The organism is Paenibacillus sp. MT86 (assembly GCF_058792535.1).
The window spans coordinates 17,501-39,026 of sequence record NZ_CM179499.1; the positions used below are offsets into that span (position 1 = coordinate 17,501).

The 21,526-nt window shown below is 50.5% G+C and carries 25 protein-coding genes and 1 riboswitch (1 of these 26 only partly in view); of the genes, 23 read left to right on the forward strand and 2 right to left on the reverse strand.

The annotated features are described in order from the left end of the window. Positions 1-54, forward strand: the end of a protein-coding gene (locus tag AC3RCL_RS00065; protein ID WP_492534050.1) for a hypothetical protein. Its footprint begins 384 nt before the window's first position; the window shows 54 of its 438 coding nt (coding positions 385-438); its start codon lies off the left edge, out of view; it ends in the stop codon at positions 52-54. A gap of 98 nt (positions 55-152) precedes the next feature. On the opposite strand, the gene AC3RCL_RS00070 is transcribed toward AC3RCL_RS00065, so the two are convergent. After that, entirely contained in the window at positions 153-674 is a 522-nt protein-coding gene (locus AC3RCL_RS00070) for a hypothetical protein (protein ID WP_492534052.1), read from the reverse strand. 233 nt (positions 675-907) lie between these two features. Here AC3RCL_RS00070 and AC3RCL_RS00075 point away from each other — a divergent pair, with 233 nt between their 5' ends. The 10 genes from AC3RCL_RS00075 (at position 908) to rsmI (ending at position 8,988) form a co-directional block, all read left to right on the forward strand. Further along, positions 908-1,093: a sigma factor G inhibitor Gin gene (locus AC3RCL_RS00075; RefSeq protein WP_006207397.1), complete on the forward strand. Its 186-nt coding sequence runs from the start codon at positions 908-910 to the stop codon at positions 1,091-1,093. A gap of 139 nt (positions 1,094-1,232) precedes the next feature. Further along, the gene (locus AC3RCL_RS00080; protein WP_492534054.1) at positions 1,233-2,900 is read left to right on the forward strand and encodes an aminotransferase class I/II-fold pyridoxal phosphate-dependent enzyme; all 1,668 of its coding nucleotides are present in this window, start codon (positions 1,233-1,235) and stop codon (positions 2,898-2,900) included. A gap of 78 nt (positions 2,901-2,978) precedes the next feature. After that, on the forward strand, positions 2,979-3,623 hold the full coding sequence (tmk, locus tag AC3RCL_RS00085) for a dTMP kinase (protein WP_012818301.1): 645 nt from the start codon (positions 2,979-2,981) through the stop codon (positions 3,621-3,623). A gap of 65 nt (positions 3,624-3,688) precedes the next feature. Continuing rightward, positions 3,689-4,018, forward strand: a complete 330-nt coding sequence (darA, locus tag AC3RCL_RS00090; RefSeq protein ID WP_006207400.1) for a cyclic di-AMP receptor DarA — start codon at positions 3,689-3,691, stop codon at positions 4,016-4,018. A 338-nt stretch (positions 4,019-4,356) separates the two neighbouring features. Beyond that, complete coding sequence (locus AC3RCL_RS00095) at positions 4,357-4,800, forward strand: YaaR family protein (RefSeq protein ID WP_009591907.1); 444 nt, start codon at positions 4,357-4,359, stop codon at positions 4,798-4,800. An 82-nt stretch (positions 4,801-4,882) separates the two neighbouring features. Then, entirely contained in the window at positions 4,883-5,869 is a 987-nt protein-coding gene (gene holB / locus AC3RCL_RS00100; RefSeq protein ID WP_096777327.1) for a DNA polymerase III subunit delta', read from the forward strand. A 56-nt stretch (positions 5,870-5,925) separates the two neighbouring features. Then, positions 5,926-6,726, forward strand: a complete 801-nt coding sequence (locus AC3RCL_RS00105; protein WP_076326556.1) for a PSP1 domain-containing protein — start codon at positions 5,926-5,928, stop codon at positions 6,724-6,726. A 32-nt stretch (positions 6,727-6,758) separates the two neighbouring features. Next, positions 6,759-7,127, forward strand: a complete 369-nt coding sequence (gene yabA, locus AC3RCL_RS00110) for a DNA replication initiation control protein YabA (protein ID WP_009591928.1) — start codon at positions 6,759-6,761, stop codon at positions 7,125-7,127. Positions 7,128-7,330: 203 nt separating this feature from the next. After that, on the forward strand, positions 7,331-8,098 hold the full coding sequence (locus tag AC3RCL_RS00115) for a tRNA1(Val) (adenine(37)-N6)-methyltransferase (protein WP_492534058.1): 768 nt from the start codon (positions 7,331-7,333) through the stop codon (positions 8,096-8,098). Beyond that, complete coding sequence (gene rsmI, locus AC3RCL_RS00120; RefSeq protein ID WP_012818305.1) at positions 8,095-8,988, forward strand: 16S rRNA (cytidine(1402)-2'-O)-methyltransferase; 894 nt, start codon at positions 8,095-8,097, stop codon at positions 8,986-8,988. The genes AC3RCL_RS00115 and rsmI overlap by 4 nt, the downstream gene beginning before the upstream one ends. Positions 8,989-9,253: 265 nt before the next feature. Here the strand turns inward: rsmI and AC3RCL_RS00125 are convergent, their stop codons facing one another. Next, positions 9,254-9,508, reverse strand: a complete 255-nt coding sequence (locus AC3RCL_RS00125) for an AbrB/MazE/SpoVT family DNA-binding domain-containing protein (RefSeq protein WP_006207408.1) — start codon at positions 9,506-9,508, stop codon at positions 9,254-9,256. 323 nt (positions 9,509-9,831) lie between these two features. Between AC3RCL_RS00125 and AC3RCL_RS00130 the strand changes: the two genes are divergently transcribed. The 12 genes from AC3RCL_RS00130 to glmU all read left to right on the forward strand — a co-directional run bounded on the left by AC3RCL_RS00130 (position 9,832) and on the right by glmU (position 21,502). Beyond that, positions 9,832-11,121 carry an HD domain-containing protein gene (locus AC3RCL_RS00130; RefSeq protein ID WP_492534061.1) on the forward strand — a complete coding sequence of 430 codons (1,290 nt, stop codon included), beginning with the start codon at positions 9,832-9,834 and terminating at the stop codon, positions 11,119-11,121. A 96-nt stretch (positions 11,122-11,217) separates the two neighbouring features. Next, positions 11,218-11,982, forward strand: a complete 765-nt coding sequence (locus AC3RCL_RS00135; RefSeq protein WP_192572725.1) for a TatD family hydrolase — start codon at positions 11,218-11,220, stop codon at positions 11,980-11,982. 205 nt (positions 11,983-12,187) lie between these two features. After that, positions 12,188-12,402: riboswitch (cyclic di-AMP (ydaO/yuaA leader) on the forward strand. A 269-nt stretch (positions 12,403-12,671) separates the two neighbouring features. Then, entirely contained in the window at positions 12,672-13,859 is a 1,188-nt protein-coding gene (locus AC3RCL_RS00140; RefSeq protein WP_492534063.1) for a resuscitation-promoting factor, read from the forward strand. Between the two features lie 186 nt (positions 13,860-14,045). Next, entirely contained in the window at positions 14,046-14,591 is a 546-nt protein-coding gene (gene rnmV, locus AC3RCL_RS00145) for a ribonuclease M5 (RefSeq protein ID WP_277747440.1), read from the forward strand. A 3-nt stretch (positions 14,592-14,594) separates the two neighbouring features. After that, positions 14,595-15,479, forward strand: a complete 885-nt coding sequence (rsmA, locus tag AC3RCL_RS00150; protein ID WP_192570146.1) for a 16S rRNA (adenine(1518)-N(6)/adenine(1519)-N(6))-dimethyltransferase RsmA — start codon at positions 14,595-14,597, stop codon at positions 15,477-15,479. A 115-nt stretch (positions 15,480-15,594) separates the two neighbouring features. Further along, positions 15,595-16,497 (forward strand): sporulation peptidase YabG, encoded by a 903-nt coding sequence (gene yabG, locus AC3RCL_RS00155; RefSeq protein ID WP_012818311.1) that lies wholly within the window; start codon positions 15,595-15,597, stop codon positions 16,495-16,497. Between the two features lie 290 nt (positions 16,498-16,787). After that, positions 16,788-17,063, forward strand: a complete 276-nt coding sequence (veg, locus tag AC3RCL_RS00160; RefSeq protein WP_006207415.1) for a biofilm formation stimulator Veg — start codon at positions 16,788-16,790, stop codon at positions 17,061-17,063. 233 nt (positions 17,064-17,296) lie between these two features. After that, on the forward strand, positions 17,297-17,479 hold the full coding sequence (locus tag AC3RCL_RS00165) for a small, acid-soluble spore protein, alpha/beta type (protein ID WP_009591920.1): 183 nt from the start codon (positions 17,297-17,299) through the stop codon (positions 17,477-17,479). Positions 17,480-17,737: 258 nt separating this feature from the next. After that, positions 17,738-18,592, forward strand: a complete 855-nt coding sequence (gene ispE, locus AC3RCL_RS00170) for a 4-(cytidine 5'-diphospho)-2-C-methyl-D-erythritol kinase (RefSeq protein WP_492534064.1) — start codon at positions 17,738-17,740, stop codon at positions 18,590-18,592. A gap of 109 nt (positions 18,593-18,701) precedes the next feature. Then, on the forward strand, positions 18,702-19,529 hold the full coding sequence (gene purR, locus AC3RCL_RS00175) for a pur operon repressor (protein ID WP_012818313.1): 828 nt from the start codon (positions 18,702-18,704) through the stop codon (positions 19,527-19,529). 183 nt (positions 19,530-19,712) lie between these two features. Continuing rightward, a complete protein-coding gene (gene spoVG / locus AC3RCL_RS00180; RefSeq protein WP_006207419.1) occupies positions 19,713-19,997 on the forward strand; it encodes a septation regulator SpoVG in 285 nt (94 codons plus the stop codon). A 110-nt stretch (positions 19,998-20,107) separates the two neighbouring features. Next, on the forward strand, positions 20,108-21,502 hold the full coding sequence (glmU, locus tag AC3RCL_RS00185) for a bifunctional UDP-N-acetylglucosamine diphosphorylase/glucosamine-1-phosphate N-acetyltransferase GlmU (RefSeq protein ID WP_009591944.1): 1,395 nt from the start codon (positions 20,108-20,110) through the stop codon (positions 21,500-21,502). Positions 21,503-21,526: the final 24 nt, after the last annotated feature.

Genomic DNA, 21,526 nt, shown 5'->3' on the forward strand with positions numbered 1-21,526 from the left:
CAGCTTAAGAAACAAGTCATACAAGGATTGGAAAGCAATAAAGCGAATGAATAAAGACCTCTTCCGGCTTCGGAATGAGGTCTTTATTTCATGTACAAGAGAATATGGTTACAATACTATGTAATAAATTGAAACACGAAAAATCCTTTACTTTATTGCTGGTAGTATGAAATATCCTGCTCATTCATTTTTAACATCCCGTCTTTGCGCTGACCGCTCAGGCGCAGCATGGTATAAGCTCGCGGAAGAAGCAGCCATAGATGCCAGAACACAATCGCAATGGCAAACGGCAGCGATGACCAGAAGGCCATGATAGCGCTTAAGACTATCCCTACCCAACAGGTATAGAACTGCACCAACATGAATACGCGACGGCTGACATGTTGATCTGGGATATAACCAAGCCAAGGCAGCCTCAGCCTGAAGCGCCAGCGCTTCCGATAGCCTGTTCCCAGAAGGACAAGCACGGTATGACCGATAACGTACTGGATCCATAACTTAAGCGGAAAAGCGATGAGCATATAGAGCAGAATGTACGGAGACACCCATAGGGTCCCTGCAGCTGCAGCAAGCCAAGGCAGACTTAAGTAGAGGATGAGCAAGCTTTTGGAAAACTGGATTTTCTTGATTAAGCGGTAGTGATAAAAGGTGGCTTGACCGTGTGGATCTGCCATTGGGCTATGCCGTCCCCCTTTAAATAGAAGATAAATTTCGATAGACGAGAAGTTTTAGTCTTTTATGTTTTTATCGGACAAAATCATATTTTTATTAAGCTGAAAAAAAAGGTACAGACACAAGGCCATCAAGGGGTACATATAAATAAAGCGTAGAAAGATATCCTATGAAAAGGTTTAAAATAATAGAAACTGTGTCATACTAATAGGAAAAGGATCAAGGTGGGATGGTTATGGAAGAATTGACCGAACACGTGTGTATCATATGCAATCAGTCGAAGACCGATGGAATCACCATTGTATCGCAATTCGTATGCGAGGAATGTGAATCGGAAATCGTCCATACCAGTGCGGAAGATGCCAAATATCATTTTTTTATCCGTCAATTAAAACAGATTGCGATGCCGAAGAATGCATAGGCGCGGGTACGCGTGTTAAATGGGCCTGAAGTAAGGGCCTTTTTTTGTTTAGAGAGGATTTTCAGGGCATGGAAACGTAGGCGTAGGTTTCAATTTGCGTTAAAATAGGTTAGAGAATGTAATCCGAAGGGATATGTCGATGACTACACATAGAGAGCGTGCCCCACTTACTGAAGCTTTAAGGTTATACCGGGAACGCGGGGCTTCATCTTTTCATGTACCCGGCCATAAGAACGGCAGGGCATACGGGGTAGAAGGTGACGCAGCGGAGATGCTGCGAGAGGCGATGCGCATCGATGTGACGGAAATCACCGGAACCGATGATTTATTTCATCCGGAAGGCGTGATTCAGGAAGCGCAGGAGCTGGCTGCCGATTGTTTTGGCGCCGAAGAAAGCTTTTTTCTGGTGGGCGGAAGCACGGCCGGCAATCTGGCGCTGATCCTGACGGTATGCCGTGAGCCGGGCGATCTCGTGCTGGTGCAGCGGAACGTACATAAGTCCGTGTTGAACGGATTGATGCTGGCCGGTGCAAGGGCGGTGTTTCTTCAGCCGGAGCTGGACAAGCAGAGCGGTTTAGCCGTTGCCCCATCAGAAGCTACGCTGACAGCGGCTCTTGAGGCCTTCCCTGAGGCCAAGGGAGCGATCATCACGATGCCGAACTATTACGGGATGGGGAGCGACATAAGGCCCCTGGCGGAGGCCTGCCATAAGCGCGGAGTGCCGCTGCTGGTGGACGAAGCGCACGGAGCGCATTACGGGCAGCATCCACAGCTGCCGATGAATGCTTTGTCATGCGGCGCGGACGGCGTGGTCCAATCCACGCACAAGATGTTAGCCGCAATGACGATGGGAGCCATGCTGCATGTACAGGGCGGGCTGCTCGACCGGAGCCTGCTGCGCCAGCGGCTGGCGATGGTGCAAAGCTCCAGCCCCTCGTACCCGCTCATGGCTTCGCTGGATCTGGCACGGCGCCTGCTGCACACGCAGGGCGCAGGCGCCTTCACGGCTGGCCTAGCCGCCGTGGATGCCTTCCGGCGCGGCCTCGCGAAGCTGCCGCGCTTCGGGCTGCTGCAGCCGCCGCAGCCCATGGATGGCGCCGCGGGCACAGCCGCCGCGGCGTACACCCGCCAGGACCCGTTCAAGGCGGTCATTTATGACCGCACCGGGGCCCTTAGCGGGTATGCACTACAGCGCGCACTGGAGGCGCGCGGCTGCGTGCCGGAGATGAGTGACGAGCTGCGCGTCGTCTTATTGTTTACATTGGGATCGACCCGCGAAGATGCGAATCACGTCTTATGGGCTCTTGTGCATATTGTAGAGCAGGGGGAGAAGACAGATGAGACCGGAATGGAACCAGGCACTGCTGCGGAAGATACGGAATTACTGATCCGGAAATTGCGGGAACAGGGGGATTTCGCGAGGTACGAGCGGCCGGGGATCCACTTGAATGAGGGCTCTTCTCACTTCGATGTCGATGCTAACTTGTTAACTGAAGAAAGTTCGGTCTCCGATGTTTCCACGTGGAACAATTTGCTGCGACAGGCTCCATATTCAGCTCCAGTCCCTTTCTCGCTTAAGCCGATTGACAAGAAGCGATTGGAATCGGTGCCGCTAGCAAAGAGCGCCGGGCGAAAGGCGGCCGAGATGGTTATTCCGTATCCGCCAGGCATTCCGATATTATACCCCGGCGAAGACATAACAGCAGAAATGGAACAGAGAATGCTGGCATTGAGGATGGCCGGGGCCAAGTGTCAAGGAATAACCGATCCCACGCTGCAAACCATTGTCGTTTACAAGGAAACGTAAAGGATGGAAACCTCCGTTATGCGCCGGTACGTAAAACTTGGGGCATATGATCAACAAATGATGAAAGCAGGATACGCTATGAATAATCGCAGACCACTATTTATTACCGTAGAAGGAGGAGAAGGTTCCGGTAAAACGACCATGATGGGCAGACTCGCCGCCTTTATGCAGAATCATTCGATCCCGTATCTGATTACCCGCGAGCCCGGAGGCATAGACATCGCCGAGAAGATCCGCTCTATTATTCTGGATCCGGAGCACACCGCGATGGATGCACGCACAGAAGCATTGTTATACGCGGCAGCCCGCCGCCAGCATCTTGTGGAGAAGGTGGAGCCGGCATTAAGGCAGGGATTGACCGTCCTATGCGACCGATTCGTGGACAGCAGCCTGGTTTACCAGGGGTATGCGCGAGGATTGGGCATGGAAGAGGTATGGAGCATCAATCAGTTCGCCATTGATACCCGGATGCCGGATCTGACGCTGTTATTCGATATCGAGCCGAGGATCGGCCTGTCAAGGATCGCGGCGAATGCAGAACGGGAATGGAATCGACTGGATATGGAGAACCTGACATTTCACGAGAAAGTTAGGGAAGGCTATCTATTGGTAGCAGAGCGTAATCCGGATCGAATTCGCATCGTGGATGCTTCCAAGACGCCCGCGCAGGTCGAAAGGGAAATGAATCGTCACTTGGAAGACGCGATATTAAAGGATTTTTGAGGTTGTTTGTCAAATAAGTAGTGTTAAGGGCATACGATGCCCAAAATAAACAAGGAGGGTTTACCATGAAATTGATTGTTGCGATTGTCCAGGATAAAGATAGCAACCGTCTCTCCGCCGCATTGGTCAAAGCTAACTTTCGGGCGACAAAGCTTGCAAGTACGGGCGGCTTTCTGAAGGCGGGGAACACCACCTTTATGATTGGGGTAGACGATTCACAGGTTGAAAGTGTGCTCAGCGTCATTCGCACAAGCTGTAAGGTCCGCGAACAGCTGGTCACTCCGGTAACCCCTATGAGCGGTACAACCGATTCCTATTTGCCGCTTCCGGTTGAAGTGCAGGTTGGCGGCGCAACGGTATTTGTACTCCCTGTAGAACGTTTCGAGCATTTCTAAATTCATTCTCTAGATCTGCGATAGATACGTAACGGATGTTTTTATTGGGATATTTGACGGCTGTGTTCTCCTGCATTGAAAGTCTTCTGAACCACTTCTGTATCATAATAAAAATAGTTACCGTAGATCGCTGCAATCGGGAGATGATCTTTCATAAATGGATATTGTAGATGGACTCCGGATCAAGCACCCCGTATTTCGATCATTGTCAGCGAATCGCTTGACAAGATAACCATTTCAAGGTACGTTCACGTGAGGCATAGGTTGTTCGATATGAACGTACCAGATGCCTCCGTTTTATTAGATGCAACAAATAACGCAATAGGCGGTGGATTCAGGTGAAGATCAATCCGGGCTTTCGGCCCATGAAAAGCGAAATCACGGTGCCGGATGGCAACGCCAGACCGATTCAGAAGCGATCGTTCTCGGATATGATGCAGCAGCAGGGAGAACGTGCGACCCATGAAGAGCTGAGTCGTCAAATGCGTGAAATTGCAATGCAAGGGGATCGTTTGGCCAAAGCAATGACCGTTCGGGAGTTAAAGGCATATAAATTGATGGTTCGCCGCTTCCTGGAAGAAACGGTTCGTCGCGGCGTAAAAATGAAGGAAACGCGAGGCTGGGACCGCCGGGGGCGCGGCAAGCGCTATAACGTAATCGATGAGGTCGATTCGGCGCTGCTCGAGATGGCGGATGAGCTGCTGGATACGGAACAGGGGAGAATTGATCTGCTGAACAAGGTAGGGGAAATCCGGGGCATGCTGATCAATCTTGTATTCTAGCCGCAAGCGTAAGAAAGTTTACTTGAAATGATGGCTGTTCCGTCATAGAGGATCATGAAGGATTGGTAGAAGGTGAGGACATATGTCTTTTAACGATATCGTAGGTCAAGAGACTGCGAAGCAACTGCTGCAAAATGCCTTGCGCCGTAATGCTGTCAGTCATGCCTATCTGTTTAGCGGCCCGAACGGTGCCGGACAGATGCAGACGGCGCTTACGTTTGCCAAGGCATTGTTTTGTACGGAACGGGAAGACGATGCTTGCGGGCAATGTTTGGAATGCCGCAAGGTGGAGCACGGCAACCATCCGGATCTGACGATGGTCGAGCCGGATGGGGCCAGCATCAAGATCGATCAGATCCGCGATCTTCAGCGGATATTCTCCTATCGATCGGAGAATCGGAACCCCAAGGTATATATTATTGACCGTGCGGAGAAGATGACCACGCAGGCAGCCAACAGCCTGCTGAAATTTCTTGAGGAGCCGCAGGCGCCTGCCGTCGCCATACTGATTGCCGAGAATGGACAAGCCCTTCTGCCCACCATTCAATCACGATCGCAGTTAGTCCCGTTTCGGGCACTCGATCCGCAGATGATGGAAAAGGTCCTTGTAGGTGAGGGCTATCCTGCCGCGCTTGTACGCTGTGCCGTTCATCTGGCATCCGGGCTTGACGAGTGCAGGAAAATATTGAATGAGAATTGGTTTGCAGAAATTAGAAACGTAGTGTTACAATTAGGGAAGGAGTCTTTGAACCGTAGCGGCTCTGCGATGATCACCGCGAGTCAAAAAGTGTTCAAAACCGAACTCTCCGATCATCTGGACTTATTGTTCAGTATGTTTCATTTATGGTTTAAGGACATGATCCATGTCCAGTATGGAAGGAAAGAGTCTCTCGTTTTCATAGATCAGGCAGAGTATATCTCTGGTCATGCATCAGCCCGCAGCACAGCACAGTGGGTGTCATACATGGATTTGGCCGCAGAGTGTCAGAAGAAGTTACGCTATAATGTCAATGGACAGCTCAGTTTAGAGCAGTTATTGATGGGTTTGGGCGGTAACACTCCGGCGTGAGCACACCCCCAGGCCCGAAGAATGGCCAATATGTACAGGCACAAGGGGGTTTATTTTTGTACAGTGTAGTAGGTGTCCGCTTTAAGAAAGCGGGCAAAATATATTACTTTGATCCGCTCGACCTCCCCGTGGAGAAGGAACAATCCGTAATTGTGGAAACCGCGAGAGGGATCGAGTATGGTCAAGTTGTGATAGGAAAGAAGGAGGTAGGTGAATCGGACGTTGTCCTTCCCCTCAAGAAGGTCATTCGTATCGCTGGTGACTCCGATGCCCGTGTGGTTGAAGAGAACAAACAAGCGGCGAAGGATGCATTCACCACCTGTTTAAATAAAATTCGGGATCACGAACTGAAAATGAAGCTGGTCGACGTGGAATTTACCTTTGACCGAAACAAAATCATTTTCTACTTCACGGCGGAAGGCCGTGTGGATTTCCGTGAACTGGTTAAGGATCTGGCCAGCATATTCCGAACAAGAATCGAACTTCGCCAGATTGGAGTTCGCGATGAAGCCAAAATGCTCGGCGGTCTTGGACCTTGTGGACGCGTACTGTGCTGTTCCTCATGGCTTGGTGATTTTGAGCCGGTATCGATCAAGATGGCAAAGGATCAAAGCCTATCGCTCAATCCGACTAAAATTTCCGGGCTATGCGGAAGATTGATGTGCTGCCTGAAGTTTGAGCATGATAATTATGAAAGCGTGAAAGAAGAGCTTCCATCCGCTGGGAAACTGGTCATTACTTCGCTTGGAGAAGGCAAAGTAGTCGGGCTCAATGCGGATAAGCGGACGGTTCATGTTCAGCTGTTTGAAATTGGAAAGGTCAAGGAACTTCCAATGGATGACGTTGTCATCAAATAGTCCAATAGAATGTTTATTTTCGGGGTGTAGACTTGGAGAAGAAAAACATTTTTGTGCTCATTCAAGAGTTGGAAACACAGATGGGACATATACACAGTGAACTGGGTGGACTTAAGCTGGTCATCAAGGAACTGCTGGAAGAGAACCATCGCCTCAGTCTAGAAAATGAACAGCTCCGGAAAATTTTAAAGAGGGAAGTCAATCCGGCAGAATTGGAAAACCCAGTTGCTTTACAACCTCAGCCTCATGTGAAGGATGAGGAACATGAAGATGTGGTCGGTGAGGGGTACGATAACCTGGCACGGCTGTATCATGAAGGCTTCCACATTTGCAATGTCTATTATGGACATCTGCGGACGGAAGGGGATTGCCTGTTCTGCTTGTCTTTTCTGAATAAATAAGAAGCCGTAGGGGAAACTGCCTACGGTTTTTTTCTAGAATCGAAAGGTTATACTGTAAGGATCGCGAGTGAAACATATGGCTGCTTGTCATGCAATGTGAAGAGCAGCCTTTTACGTATTTCATATCATCAGGCAAGGGTGGAAAGAGTTACACACCAAAGTAGCGGGGATATAACGAATTATAGAGATAAAGGGTTGAAACCATGAAATTGAAAGAAGTGTTACTGCAACCATCCGAGCGGATCGATGATCTGCTTACCCATGAGCTCGGCATCATTCAAAGCGAAGAGGTATTCAGCTTCTCCATGGACGCGGTCCTGCTTGCCAGGTTTGCCAGCATACCGCGCAGGGGCCGGATTCTGGATATGTGCACGGGTAATGGGGTGATTCCCATTCTGCTGTCGACACGTACAGGCGCGCCGATCGAGGGGATTGAAATTCAGCCCAGACTTGCGGATATGGCCAGACGGAGCGTAGCGATGAATGACCTTCAGGACCAGATCACGATCCATGAAGGCGATCTGCGGGAACTGTACAAGGAAAAGGGATATGGAGCGTATGACCTGATTACGGTCAACCCGCCTTATATGCCGATGAATGGCAGCGACTTGAAGCTGAATGAGCATCAGGCGATTGCGAGGCATGAAATTCACTGTACGCTTGAAGAAGTCATTGAGTCCTGTGCAAGGCTGCTCAAACAAGGCGGGAAGATGAGCATGGTTCACAAGCCTCTGCGGCTGGCGGAGATTATCACCCTGATGAGCAAATACCGGATTGAGCCCAAGTTCATCCGGTTTGTGCATCCGCGCGTGAAAATGGAAGCCAACATGGTCCTGATCGAGGGCATTCGGGACGGAAAGCCCGAGGTTCGGCTGAAGCCACCGCTGATTGTGTATGATGAGCAGGGGAATTACGGCCCGGATTTTATGGGAATTTACTATGGAACACATGAGGATGAGACAAAAGAATGAGAAATCTTGTGCAACAGAGTTATGCCGACCGGGGAGCGGGAAGTCCGGGTTCGCTGTATTTGGTGGCAACGCCGATCGGGAATTTAGAGGATATAACCTACCGCGCCGTACGCATCCTGCAGGAATGCGATATTATCGCGGCAGAGGATACAAGGCAGTCACGCAAGCTGCTGACCCATTTCGAAATTCCGGCTAAACCGCTGTTTAGTTATCACGAGCATAACAAGGCGGCAAGCGGTCCTGAAATCATACGTTATATAATAGAAGGAAAAAATGTGGCACTCGTCAGCGATGCCGGTCTGCCGGCGATTTCAGACCCTGGCAGTGATCTGGTTTCGCTTGCGATTGAGGCAGGAATTTCGGTCATTCCGATCCCGGGAGCCAATGCGGCGTTATCCGCCTTAATCGTGTCGGGTTTGCCGACCGAACGGTTTACGTTTATCGGTTTTTTGCCGCGGGAGCGCAAAGATATCGTCCAGCAGCTGCAAGCTTTGCAATCGGCGCAGGGAACGTTATTATTTTATGAATCTCCGCATCGCGTGAAGAAGACGCTGGAGATCCTGCAGGAGGTACTGGGAAATCGGAAGGTGACCTTGGCACGGGAGCTCACCAAGCGCTACGAGGAATTTGTGCGAGGCAGCATTTCCGAATGCCTGGACTGGCTCACGGAGCATCCGCCGCTGGGCGAATATTGTTTGGTGGTGGAAGCCGGCAGTGCAGAAGAGGAGCAGAAAGAGAAAAATGCCTGGTGGCAGGAGCTTTCGCTGGAGGAGCATGTGGGGCACTATGAGCGGGAAGGACTAAGCCGCAAGGATGCCATGAAAAAAACCGCGGGTGATCGCGGCGTATCGAAAAGGGACATCTATAACGCACTCCTGACGGAGTCGTGAATATGGCTTGCCTGGCCCAAGGGGGATAAACAAAAAGCTCCACAAAGTGGACCCAAGCTTCGATGCTTATTCCAAATACTTTACGGGGACCCCAAAACATATAAATGGGATTAAAGAAAGGATACGCTTCACTGAAAACGTATAATTCTTTAATCCCAAAAAAAGACCCTCCTGCGGCCGGGTTCATAGCCGAGGAAGGCACCAAGGAGATATGAAAAAGGTTAGAATTAACAAAATGTAATAATGCTATTATATACTAAAAATCTTAATTTGTCACAGGTGTAGGGATTTCCGAGATACATTCATGGCAAACAATTTTACCTTTGAAGTAAGTGACGTTCTCAGCGTTACCACAGAAGATGCACGCAGGCTCATATTTCTTAAGCATGATGCGTTCGCCGTCTACATAAATCTCCAATGCATCTTTCTCACCAATTCCGAGCGTGCGGCGCAACTCAATCGGAATGACGACCCGTCCAAGCTCATCGACTTTCCTTACAATTCCTGTTGATTTCATCATAACTTATAAATGCCCCTCTCGCCATAATTTAAAAAAGTCATAATTCGACATAGTTCTAGTTTTTATGTTATTTATAGTACCAACGATTCCCAAAACAGTCAACCTATATTTTTGAAAAATCGGAACCTGTTTACGAAAGTATAGTGAACAAAAGCCTTATATAGCAACGGAATTACCATAATCGAACCAATTTTTGCGGCGATTTTGGATTTGTCGATTTGGAAAGCGTGATTTTACGTTATTCGACACGGTTCGACACTAGATGTCAAAAGAAGTGTTTATCGGCTAAAACTAAAGAGTTAACGAGAAGGAGTTGAGATGAAATGCATTCACCCATTTCGGAAGAAAAAGTGTTTAAGGACCCCGTCCACAACTATATTCATGTACAGGACGACATCATTTGGCGGTTAATCGATACCCCGGAATTCCAGCGGCTTCGCCGGGTCAGGCAGTTGGGCACTTCTTTCCTGACCTTTCATGGAGCTGAGCACAGCCGATTCTCCCATTCTCTTGGAGTCTATGAAATTACGAGAAGAATCATCTCTCAATTCGAACGGAGAGGGTATTCCGATTGGCCTGCCGAGGAACGGCAAGTTGCGCTCTGCGCGGCGCTGCTGCATGATGTGGGGCATGGACCTTTTTCGCATTCCATAGAAGAAGCTTTTCATATGAACCACGAGGATTGGACATGCCGGATCCTGCTCGGAGATACTTGCGTCAATCAGGTACTTCAGGAGCTCGGTGCCGATTTTCCCGAGAAGGTCGCCTCCGTTATTAACAAAACCTACGATAAGCCGATTGTGATGAATCTGGTCACTAGTCCGCTGGATGCAGACCGGATGGATTATTTGCTAAGGGATGCTTACTATACGGGAGTCAATTATGGAACGATTGATATCGACCGAATCTTGCGGATGCTGCGGCCGTACCGGGATCGGGTCGTCGTGAAGGAATCGGGCATGCACGCGGTGGAGGATTATCTCATGTCGCGGTATCAGATGTACTGGCAGGTGTATTTTCATCCCGTCACCCGAAGCTCCGAAATCATCCTGCGCCAAATCTTTCGCCGGGCCAAGGAACTGCATGACCGTGGATATGCTTTCCGGTTCATGATCGAACCGCTGCCTGCGCTGTTTTCGGGGAATATCGGCGTGCATCAATATCTGCGCCTTGATGAAGCCCTGATTCAAACGGCCTTTCTGCAATGGACGGAGGAGGAAGACCCGCTTCTTAGCGAATTATGCGGCCGTTTCATGCACCGAAAGCTCTACAAATATGTAGAAATCGACAACATCGATCTGGAAACCATCGACGGGATCCGCCAAGCGTTCCGCGCCGTGGGGCTGCAACCGGAATATGACCTGGAGATTGATTTTCCAACGGATCTTCCTTATGATAAGGTTCATTCCGATATGCCGCTTAACGAGAAACAGATTCTCCTTCTGGACCGGCATGACGAGCTGAGGGAAATCTCGGAGGTATCCGATATCGTACGCTCGATCAGCGGCATTCATAAAGGGCGGTACCATCTTTATTATCCGGAGGAGAAGGTGGGCCCGCTCCTGGGTCAAATGCCGGAGACGATAGCCGACGTTTTCAAACAACAGCATTAAATCAGGCAAAACAGGACAACCGTTAATCCCCTTGCATTCAACCAACTAATGGAAAATAGACGACATAGAAACGACAGGAAGGAGAGTGTGGATAGTATGCTGTTCGACACGCACACTCATATGGACGCTCCCCAATTCGACGAAGACCGGGAAGCTGCAATTCAGCGGGCGCTTGAAGCCGGCGTTACGCGGATGATCAATATCGGATTTAACCGGGAGACGATCCCGACCACGATGAAGCTGGCTGAGACTTATGATTTTATATATGCAGCGGTAGGCTGGCATCCTGTAGATGCGATCACCATGGAGGATCAGGACCTGGATTGGATCGCCTCTTTATGCAGTCACGATAAAGTGGTGGCAATCGGGGAGATCGGCTTGGACTATCATTGGGATACGTCCCCCAAGGAAGTACAGCACCGCGTGCTTCGGCGCCAGATCGGGCTTGCCCGGGAATTGAACATGCCCATTGTCATTCATAACCGGGATGCGCATGAAGATATCGTTAACATTTTGCGTGAGGAAAAAGCCTCCGAGGTCGGCGGTGTCATGCATTCCTTCTCCGGAAGCTGGGAAACGGCCAAAATGTGCCTGGATATGGGATTCCATATCTCGTTTGGGGGGCCGATTACGTTCAAGAATGCGAAGCAGCCCAAAGAGGTTTTGGCAAAGGTTCCGCTTGATCGATTATTGATCGAAACGGACGCGCCTTACCTGACACCTCATCCCTTCCGCGGGAAACGAAATGAGACCGCATATGTAAAATTGGTGGCGGAGGCGGCGGCCGAAATTAGAGGGTTGTCCTATGAGGAATTGGCCCAAATTACCACCAAAAATGCGCTGGAACGATTTGGTATTTAACGAAAACAAGAGCAAAAGCCATGAAAAAGGGAGCATTTTCGATTAATTAAAGTTTTTTAATCAGAAAAGGCGTTGATATTACAATATTTTAACCTTTTACTTGAGAAAATGTGGTTGAATGTCGCTTTACAACCTGCATACAAACAGGATATCATCTTTTCAGTGATAAGAAGCTGCGATGTGCAGATCGCAGCCGAATATTTCATGAACCGTCTCGCTTAATCTCCGAAATTCTGGAGAACGGGGGAACCGATACTGCGGTGCATACTGGTCTGGATGCACGAAGCTGTATTTGATTTCTTTTTCGGGTCTTTGGGGTGAATTTGAAGGATCTCGCCATGAGCGGGCATCCGGATATAGGGCGTCTCTCTTACGTCCGAACCCGACAGCTAACTCCGTAAGCGAAATAAGAGGGGAAATCTCGTGCATACCATTTCCATGATTTCATTCATCAGGAAGCCACGTTAGAGCCTCTAGTACTCTTTCAATGGCTTCTTTTATTTTTGAATAATGGAGACGGGTCCATCATACTCTTGGTAAACAGGAGGTGATGGCAGATGGACGGAAGACGGGAATTGACGCAGGGTGTAGATAGATAGCAGGGCGCCCTGTGAGAAAAATTGCTATAGTCACGTCAAATGCATTCATGCGTTTACCTAGACGGCGGGACTATGAAGGAGGATGGAATAGTGGGCATTTTTCAACCTGAAGAAACCCATGAATCACAATCATCCAGCATGTCTTACGCATTGAGATGGAAGCATGACAATTTGCGTCAACTGATGTTGCTCGGCGCCATGGGTGCCGTTACGGTATCACTTCTCATATCGTTGGTTGTACATGACCAGGCAGGCAAGGAAGTTCAGCTTGTCGTCGACGGCCGGGTCACTACGGTGGAAACACGTGGATCGTTGCTGCAGGAATTGCTGGATGAGCAAGCGATCACGTTGAGTCCCCAAGATCAAATTTCGATGCCCCTGAACGGCTCAATCCGGGACGGAGACCGAATTATTATTGACAGAGCTATTCCAGTCAACGTTACGGTAGGCAGCAAAACCAAAACCATATTTACATCCCAGGATACAGTTGATCATGTACTCAAAGAGGCTGGCGTTACGATCCAGGGTGAAGATATAGTACAACCGTCGCAAGACACGAAGCTGACCAGCAATATGAATATCAATGTCGTTCGCGTCACGAAGCAAAAAGTTAAGGAAACGGAAGATCGCGAATTCCGCGTGATCAAGACGGCCGATCCATCGCTTGAAAAGGGCGATAACCGCGTCATTCAGCGGGGCGAGTCTGGTCTTATGGTGAACCATTACGAGAAGGTCTACCACAATGGCAAGCTGGTTTCCAAGACTAAGGTCTCCCAACAAATCGAACGCAGAACGAAGGATAAAATCATTGCCGTAGGCACGAAAAAAGTGGAGAAGCCTGTTATCGTCCAGGCGGCAGCCACCGATGTAAAAGCTACACCGGCTAAATTGTCCGGCACGAAAAAAGTAACGACCGCCAAGGCTGTTGAGAACAACGTGGTTTCCCGCGCAGGCGTTGATTTTAAATACAAGAAGGTATTGAACAACGTGTCGATGACCGCGTATTCCGCCGAACAGCAAGGAATCGGTACGCGTACCGCATCCGGCACACGCGTTACGGAAGGTCGCACCATCGCCGTTGATCCTAATATCATCCCGATCGGATGGTGGGTTTACATCGAAGGCATCGGCTTCCGCCGTGCTGAAGATACGGGCGGCGCCATCAAAGGCAACAAAATCGATGTCTATTACGATTCGTTGAAATCGGCCATGAATTTCGGCCGGAAGAGCGGCCGCACCGTTTACGTGATCGGTCCGGTTAAACCTGAATTGAACTAGACGCATGAATTCCAATTTACTTTGCCATTCTAATGCTATACTATTTAGCTTATAATATATGATGATCAAGAAGAGGGAATATTTCCTCTTCTTTTGTTTTGTTAAGACCGGAGTAATCAAGGCTAAACGGGTTGAGCCTTAACGTTGTACAGGCCTGCTCTGCTTGGGAAGGAAGAGAACGAACGCATGATTAAAGAAGTGATTGTCGTGGAAGGCAGGGACGATACCGTTGCCATTAAACGGGCCGTAGAAGCCGACACGATCGAAACCGGCGGTTCAGCGATCAACAAACAAATCCTGAAGCGCATAGCGCTTGCCCAGGAGCGCAGAGGCGTTATCATATTGACGGATCCTGACCATGCGGGTGAACGAATCCGCAAAATCGTGGATCAGGGCGTACCCGGCTGCAAGCACGCCTTCATTCCGGAAGCGGATGCTACCCGGAAAGGGGATATCGGCGTGGAGAATGCCTCGCCAGAGGCGATACGGCGCGCGCTGGAGCGGGTTCACACGTCTTTTGAGGGTGCAGAGAGCCTGATCAGTTTGGAGGATATGCTGGAGGCAGGATTATCGGCTCACCCGGAGGCTGCGGCAAGACGGATGGCGATGGGTAATCTGCTGGGCATCGGATACTGCAACAGCAAGCAGTTCCATAAACGATTGGCCATGTTTCAAATATCGCGGGAAGAATTTCTGGCAGCACTTGCACAGCTGGAAGAAGGGGGCGTTTAGCTAATGAGTCGGATCGAGGATATATCAACACCAAGACGGACGAAGGAGATCATCTCGCGCCATGGATTCTCCTTCAAGAAGAGTCTGGGCCAGAACTTTCTCATCGATCAGAATATTTTGTATAAAATCGTGGAAGCTGCAGGACTGGATGAAGATAAGGGCGCGCTCGAGATCGGACCTGGCATCGGTGCACTGACGGAGAAGCTGGCACAGACGGCAGGAACCGTCACCGCGGTCGAAATCGATCAGCGCCTGATTCCCATCCTAAGGGAAGTCCTGGAGCCCTACGGGAACGTGAGGGTTCATCATGGTGATGTGCTGAAGGTGGATCTTCATGAGCTGTTCCGTCAGGATTTCGCGGACGTATCGAAGGTAAGCGTGGTTGCCAATCTGCCGTATTACGTGACGACGCCGATTCTCATGAAGCTGCTGGAGGAGAAGCTGCCGCTGGAGAACATCGTGGTGATGATTCAGAAGGAAGTGGCCGAACGGATGGCCGCTGCACCGGGAAGCAAGGATTACGGAAGTCTCAGCATTGCCGTTCAATACTACAGCGAGCCTAAGCTGGTCTGCATCGTGCCGCACACGGTGTTCATTCCGCAGCCGAACGTCGAGTCGGCCGTGATTCGCCTGGCGGTCCGGGAACAGCCGCCCGTCCGCGTGGAAGATGAACGATTCTTCTTCGAGGTGGTCCAGGCTTCATTTGCACAGCGACGGAAGACGATTGCCAACAATTTGAAGAGCCGGTTCTTCCCGGGTGAGGGACGTGAACGACTGGAGCAGCTGCTGCAGGAAGCAGGGATCGAGCCTTCACGGCGCGGAGAGACGCTTAGCATTGAGGAGTATGCGCGGCTTAGCAACGTGCTGTTCGGCGCCAATATCCGTTGACGCAGCCGTTCAGGGAGTCTCTGGAGCTTACGGATGGCCTCCGCGCGATAAATTGGCGCTGAACAAGAACCAATAGTCACAGTAGCCCATACCATAGGGTAGGGGTGATGTTGTGATGAACTTGGGAGACTTGGTCGTTCGTAAATCCTACGGCGGCGATGTAACGTTCCGGGTAGAAGGCATGCGGCAAAATAACAATATCGTCATCAAAGGGACGGAATTCCGGTTACTGGCCGATGCTCCCGTTGATGATCTGGTTACGGTCCCGCATCCCACCTTAAGCGAACGAACAAAGCAGGCGCAGATCAAAGCCAATGAATCGCTGGACCGCCTGCAGAAGCAAAGACAGGAGCAGAGCGAGCGTCAACTGGCCAGCCTGCGGCATACTGAAGGCGGCCAGCTTGCGGATAAAGGATACTTTGACGTGCCGGGCAAGGTGCTGCATTTGGATGGAGATCCCCAATATCTGAAGAAGAGCATGACCTTGTACAACCAGCTTCGGGTCCCAGCGGAAGGCCATTATATCAATGAGTCGGGGATGGCCGATTCATTATATCGTCTTCTTCCGCGGGTAAGACCTGATATCGTTGTGATCACGGGACATGATGGGGTTCTGAAGAGACGTCAGCCATACGATTTATATAGCCTGGACAGCTATAAGAATTCCCACAACTTCGTCACGGCGATTCAGGTGGCGCGTCAATATGAGCGGAACCTGGATTCCCTGGTCATCGTGGCCGGAGCGTGCCAATCGCATTTTGAGGCGCTGCTGCAGGCTGGAGCCAATTTTGCCAGCTCGCCGGGGCGAATCCTCATCCATGCGCTGGATCCCGTTTACGTCGCCGCTAAAGCGGCCTATACGTCGGTCCGGGATACCGTGAACATCCATGACGTGGTCCATCATACGATCAGCGGCAGCCAGGGCGTAGGCGGAATTGAGACGAGAGGCAGCTACCGGATCGGTCTTCCCAAGCTGCAGGATTTGTCCACCTTGAAGGTTACGCCTTCAGTCAGTTAGGCGCCTAATCCGTTCGATCAGAGGTCCAATAACCGCTGGAAAATGAACCAAGAAGAACCCCACACGCTGGGGTTTTTTTATTTTTCCTTTCCATTCGTTAAGAAAGTTGTCAAAAAAAATACATAAAGCTTGTCAATTTAGCACATATTAAAGCAAATGAGCGCGAGAATGGCAGGGTCAAAAAAAATACATTGACAATATATTTTTGATGCTGATATAATTAATGTTTTTGAATTGACAAATGATGTGATCTTCGGTATAATGGACAAGGAAAGAGGTGGTCGTCGACAATGGCTAAAAATGCGCTGTTGGAAATCAAACGCAGTCTCGATGCCCATTTAGGGCAAAAAATTACGCTTCGGGCAAACGGTGGCCGTCGGAAGACCGTCGAGCGTACTGGTGTTTTGGAAGAAACGTACCCTTCTGTTTTCATTGTGAAGCTGGACCAAGACCAGCAAACTTTTAAACGTGTGTCTTACAGTTATGCGGATATTTTGACCGAAACCGTGGAGATCATGGTCACCGGTGACGACAACGAGATGCGAATTACCTATATCAAGTCATAACGATACGTCATGAGAGCAGTCTCCGCTTACAGGGAGGCTGTTTTTTGTTGCCATCCTTCCGGAGGGATGACAAGGACGGGTTGAACGCATACTAAAGCTGCGCGAAGCTTATCCCAGCCGTTCTATACGCGGTGACGGAGACTTAAGCATGCGTAAGGCCCATGGAAGGCCGCTGCGTCGCGCAGGATGCTGTTCATGCCATACTCAATACATTTTCCAAGGAGGCGGGATTGATGAGCAGAAGAAGACGAAGCATCATGTCCGATCAATTGAAGACCGAATTGGCTAAAGAATTGGGATTCTACGACACCGTGGAAAAAGAGGGCTGGGGAGGCATTAAGGCCAAGGATGCCGGCAACATGGTAAAACGGGCGATTGAGCTCGCCGAGCGGGCAGCCCGCAAATCCGACCTGTAAGAGTATGGCCGCATCGCAGCAGGGTCTTCCGATTAAGCGGAAGGCCCTGTTTGTTTCATCTTTAGCTTCCTGACTCGCAGGAACAGCTTGCGTTATTCGCGTCGATAGGCGTTTTTCTTAAAGCCGGTGCATCGTAAACGTCATCAAACGGTCCCATGACTTCAAAGCCTGAGTTTGTTAATATAGAGGCATTAGATGTTTTTCCTCGAATATGTTAAGTTCAAGCATATGGGAAAAGCTAAGGATAGGTGAACGTTCTTGAAAATATACGAAAAAGCACCGGCCAAAATCAATTTGATGCTGGATGTACTCCATAAACGTCCTGACGGCTTTCATGAGGTAGAGATGGTCATGACGATGATCGACCTCGCCGATCGGCTCGAAATGTCCGAACAGAAGCGGGACACCATCATCATCACCTCGCAGGCAGGATACATACCGCTGGACGAGAAGAATTTGGCCTTTCAGGCAGCAAGACTAATCAAAGAGCGCTACGACGTGAAGAAGGGTGTACATATCCACCTGGACAAAAAAATTCCCGTTGCCGCGGGACTCGCAGGAGGCAGCAGCGATGCGGCGGCAACGCTGCGCGGCTTGAACCGCCTCTGGGGGCTCGGCATCCCCCAGCAGGAGCTGCTCGCGCTCGGTGCCGAGCTCGGCTCCGATGTGCCGTTCTGCGTGACCGGCGGCACGGCATTGGCTACGGGGCGCGGCGAAGTCCTCACGCCGATCCAGAATCCGCCGCAATGCTGGGTGATCGTGGCGAAGCCGCCGATCAATGTGTCGACGGCGGAGGTGTATGGCCGCTTGCGCAGCGAGCAAATTCAGTCCCATCCCTCGGCTGAGCGGATGGTGGACGCGCTGGCGCAGGGCAGCTTCCAGCAGACGTGCCAGTCGCTGGGCAACGTGCTGGAAGAAGTCACCTTGAAGATGCACCCGGAAGTTCAGCAGCTGAAGGAAGGTATGCTGAAATTGGGCGCTGACGGCGCGCTGATGTCCGGCAGCGGTCCTACCGTCTTCGGGCTGGTCTCCAAGGAATCCAAGGTGGCCCGGATTTACAATGGCCTTCGGGGCTTCTGCAAGGAAGTGTATGCCGTTCGCCTGCTCACTTAGAAACAGTTGGAATTGACAATTCGGGGGCGAATTGCAATCAAAGTTGTATAAATACGTACAAAAGTGTTATATTTAACATATAATATTCGGATTTAGCGAGGAACCCTAGGTGAAAAAATTAAAACGAAGCGAACGATTGGTCGATATGACCCAATATTTACTATCCAAACCGCATACGCTGATTCCGCTGACAACGTTCGCCGAGCGATATGGAGCAGCCAAGTCGTCCATTAGCGAGGATTTGGCGATCATTAAGGACGTATTTGAGAGCGAGGGGCTCGGAGAGCTTCAGACGCTGGCCGGCGCGGCCGGAGGGGTAAGGTACATTCCGAAGCTGCGCAGAGACCATGCCCTGCGCTTTGCGGAGGAGCTGTGCCAACAGCTTCAGCAATCGGATCGGATTCTGCCGGGCGGCTACCTGTACATGTCCGATCTGCTCGGACAACCTACGCTCATGAACGAAGCGGGCAAGATCATTGCGACGGCATTCTCCGACCGGGAGATCGATGTGGTCATGACCGTGGAGACCAAAGGAATTCCGTTGGCCTATGCGACGGCGGCGCAATTGAACCTGCCGGTCGTACTAGTTCGCCGGGACCATCAAGTGACGGAGGGGTCGGCCGTAAGCATCAATTATGTGTCGGGTTCGCACAAGAGCATCCATACGATGTCTTTATCCCGCCGGGCGCTCAAGGAACGCTCCCGGGTGCTGATCGTGGACGATTTCATGAAGGCAGGAGGCACCATTCAGGGGATGGTCGATCTGCTGGGTGAATTTAATGCCGAAGTCGCAGGCGTCGGGGTCCTCGTGGAATCGGGATCGGTAGAAACCGAGGAAAGACTCCTGGAGGACTATATTTCACTCGCGGTTTTGAGCGACGTAGACTCCAAAACCAAGAGAATTACCGTCAAACCTGGTAATTATTTCGAAAACTAGGCACGCGGTTTTTGTCGATATAATAGCGTTTTCATTCGAATTGGCACGAAGTCTGTCGAAAATATCACATTCTAAAAAAAATTCCTGTTTTTAGGACATTTTGCAGTAGAAAAAAGAAGGATTTCGGGTTTGCTGTGTGGAATTATACACCAAGTCTCTGATGGAAAAAGGTGGTGAACACATATGCAAATTACGGATGTCAGACTCCGCCGTGTTAACTCTGAGGGGAGAATGAAGGCAATCGCATCCATTACCATCGATAATGAATTTGTCGTTCACGACATTCGCGTCATCGACGGAAACAATGGAATGTTTGTTGCAATGCCGAGCAAACGCACTCCTGACGGAGAGTTCCGCGACATTGCCCATCCCATTTCTTCCGGTACCCGCGAGAAGATTCAATCGGCTGTATTGGCCGAGTATGAGCGAGCGGCTACTGAAGAAGAAGTGATTGAAGAAGGCGCTTAAGTTTTATAATTGGGGTTCAAGGAAAAGAGAGCCATACCTATGGCTCTCTTTTCTTTTTTTGTAGAATGATATATATTCAGTAGTGAGTTCAAGAGGAGGAGGCATGGCCCTTGAAAAGATTTGCTATTGTGCTCGCCGCTGGGCAGGGCAAACGTATGAAATCCAAACTATATAAAGTGCTGCATCCTGTTTGTGGCAAGCCGATGGTCGGACATGTGGTCCAAACGGTACAGCAGGTGAACTGCGAACGCAGTGTTGTGGTCGTTGGCCACGGCGCGGAAGCGGTTCGCACCTATCTGCAAGACGCAGCCGAGTATGTTCTGCAGGAGCAGCAGCTCGGAACGGGTCACGCCGTGAAGCAAGCCAAGGAACTGCTTGGCGGTGAAGAGGGATCCACGATCGTCATTTGCGGGGACACTCCGCTGGTGACGTCTGAGACACTGGAGAATCTTCTGAAGCTTCATGAAAGCAGCAACGCGGCCGCCACGGTGCTCACCGCGCATATGGATAACCCGAAAGGCTACGGCCGGGTCATTCGAGGCGAGGATGGAAGCGCGCTTCGGATCGTCGAACAGAAAGATTGCAGTCCGGAAGAGGACGCCGTCACTGAAATTAATACCGGAACCTATTGCTTTGACAATAAAAAGCTATTTGCTGCACTGGATAACGTAACCAACCAGAATGCGCAGCAGGAATATTACTTGACCGATTGCATCGGCATCCTGAAACAAGCCGGCGAGACCGTGCTTGCTTATCAGACGGATGACTACGCCGAATCGATTGGCGTCAACGACCGTCTGGCGTTGTCGGAAGCCGAAGGCTTCATGAGAGAGCGCATCAACCGCTCGCACATGTTGAACGGTGTTACCATCATTGACCCGGCTTCTACGTATATCGGAGCCGACGTTCAGATTGGTTCGGATACCGTGCTTTATCCCGGTACCGTTCTGAAAGGGAACACGGTAATCGGCGAAGACTGCGTCATCGGGCCGGACACCGACATCGAGGACTCCGTTATCGCGGATGGTGCCAGCGTCAAACATTCGGTGCTCAGCAGCGCTGAAGTCGGCTCCCGAACCTCGGTAGGGCCTTTTGCTTATCTCCGTCCGGGGGCAAAACTCGGAGCTGACGTGAAGGTGGGCGACTTCGTCGAAGTGAAGAACGCGACGATTGACGACGGCTCTAAGGTATCCCATCTCAGTTATGTTGGCGATGCCAAAGTCGGCAAAAACGTCAATATCGGCTGCGGTGCGATTACAGTCAACTATGATGGTTATAATAAGTCCATTACCGAGATTGAAGATGATGCATTTATCGGCAGCAACGTGAATTTGATTGCACCGGTGAAGGTGGGCAAGGGCGCATTCGTTGTTGCAGGCTCGACCATTACGCATTCCGTCTCGGACAATGATCTGGCCATCGCCAGACAGCGTCAGGAGAACAAGCCAGGGTACGCAGAGAAGATCCGGGCACGCGCCATCGCCAAGAAGAACAAGAAATCGTAATTATCCCTGCTTCTCTTTTCCAAG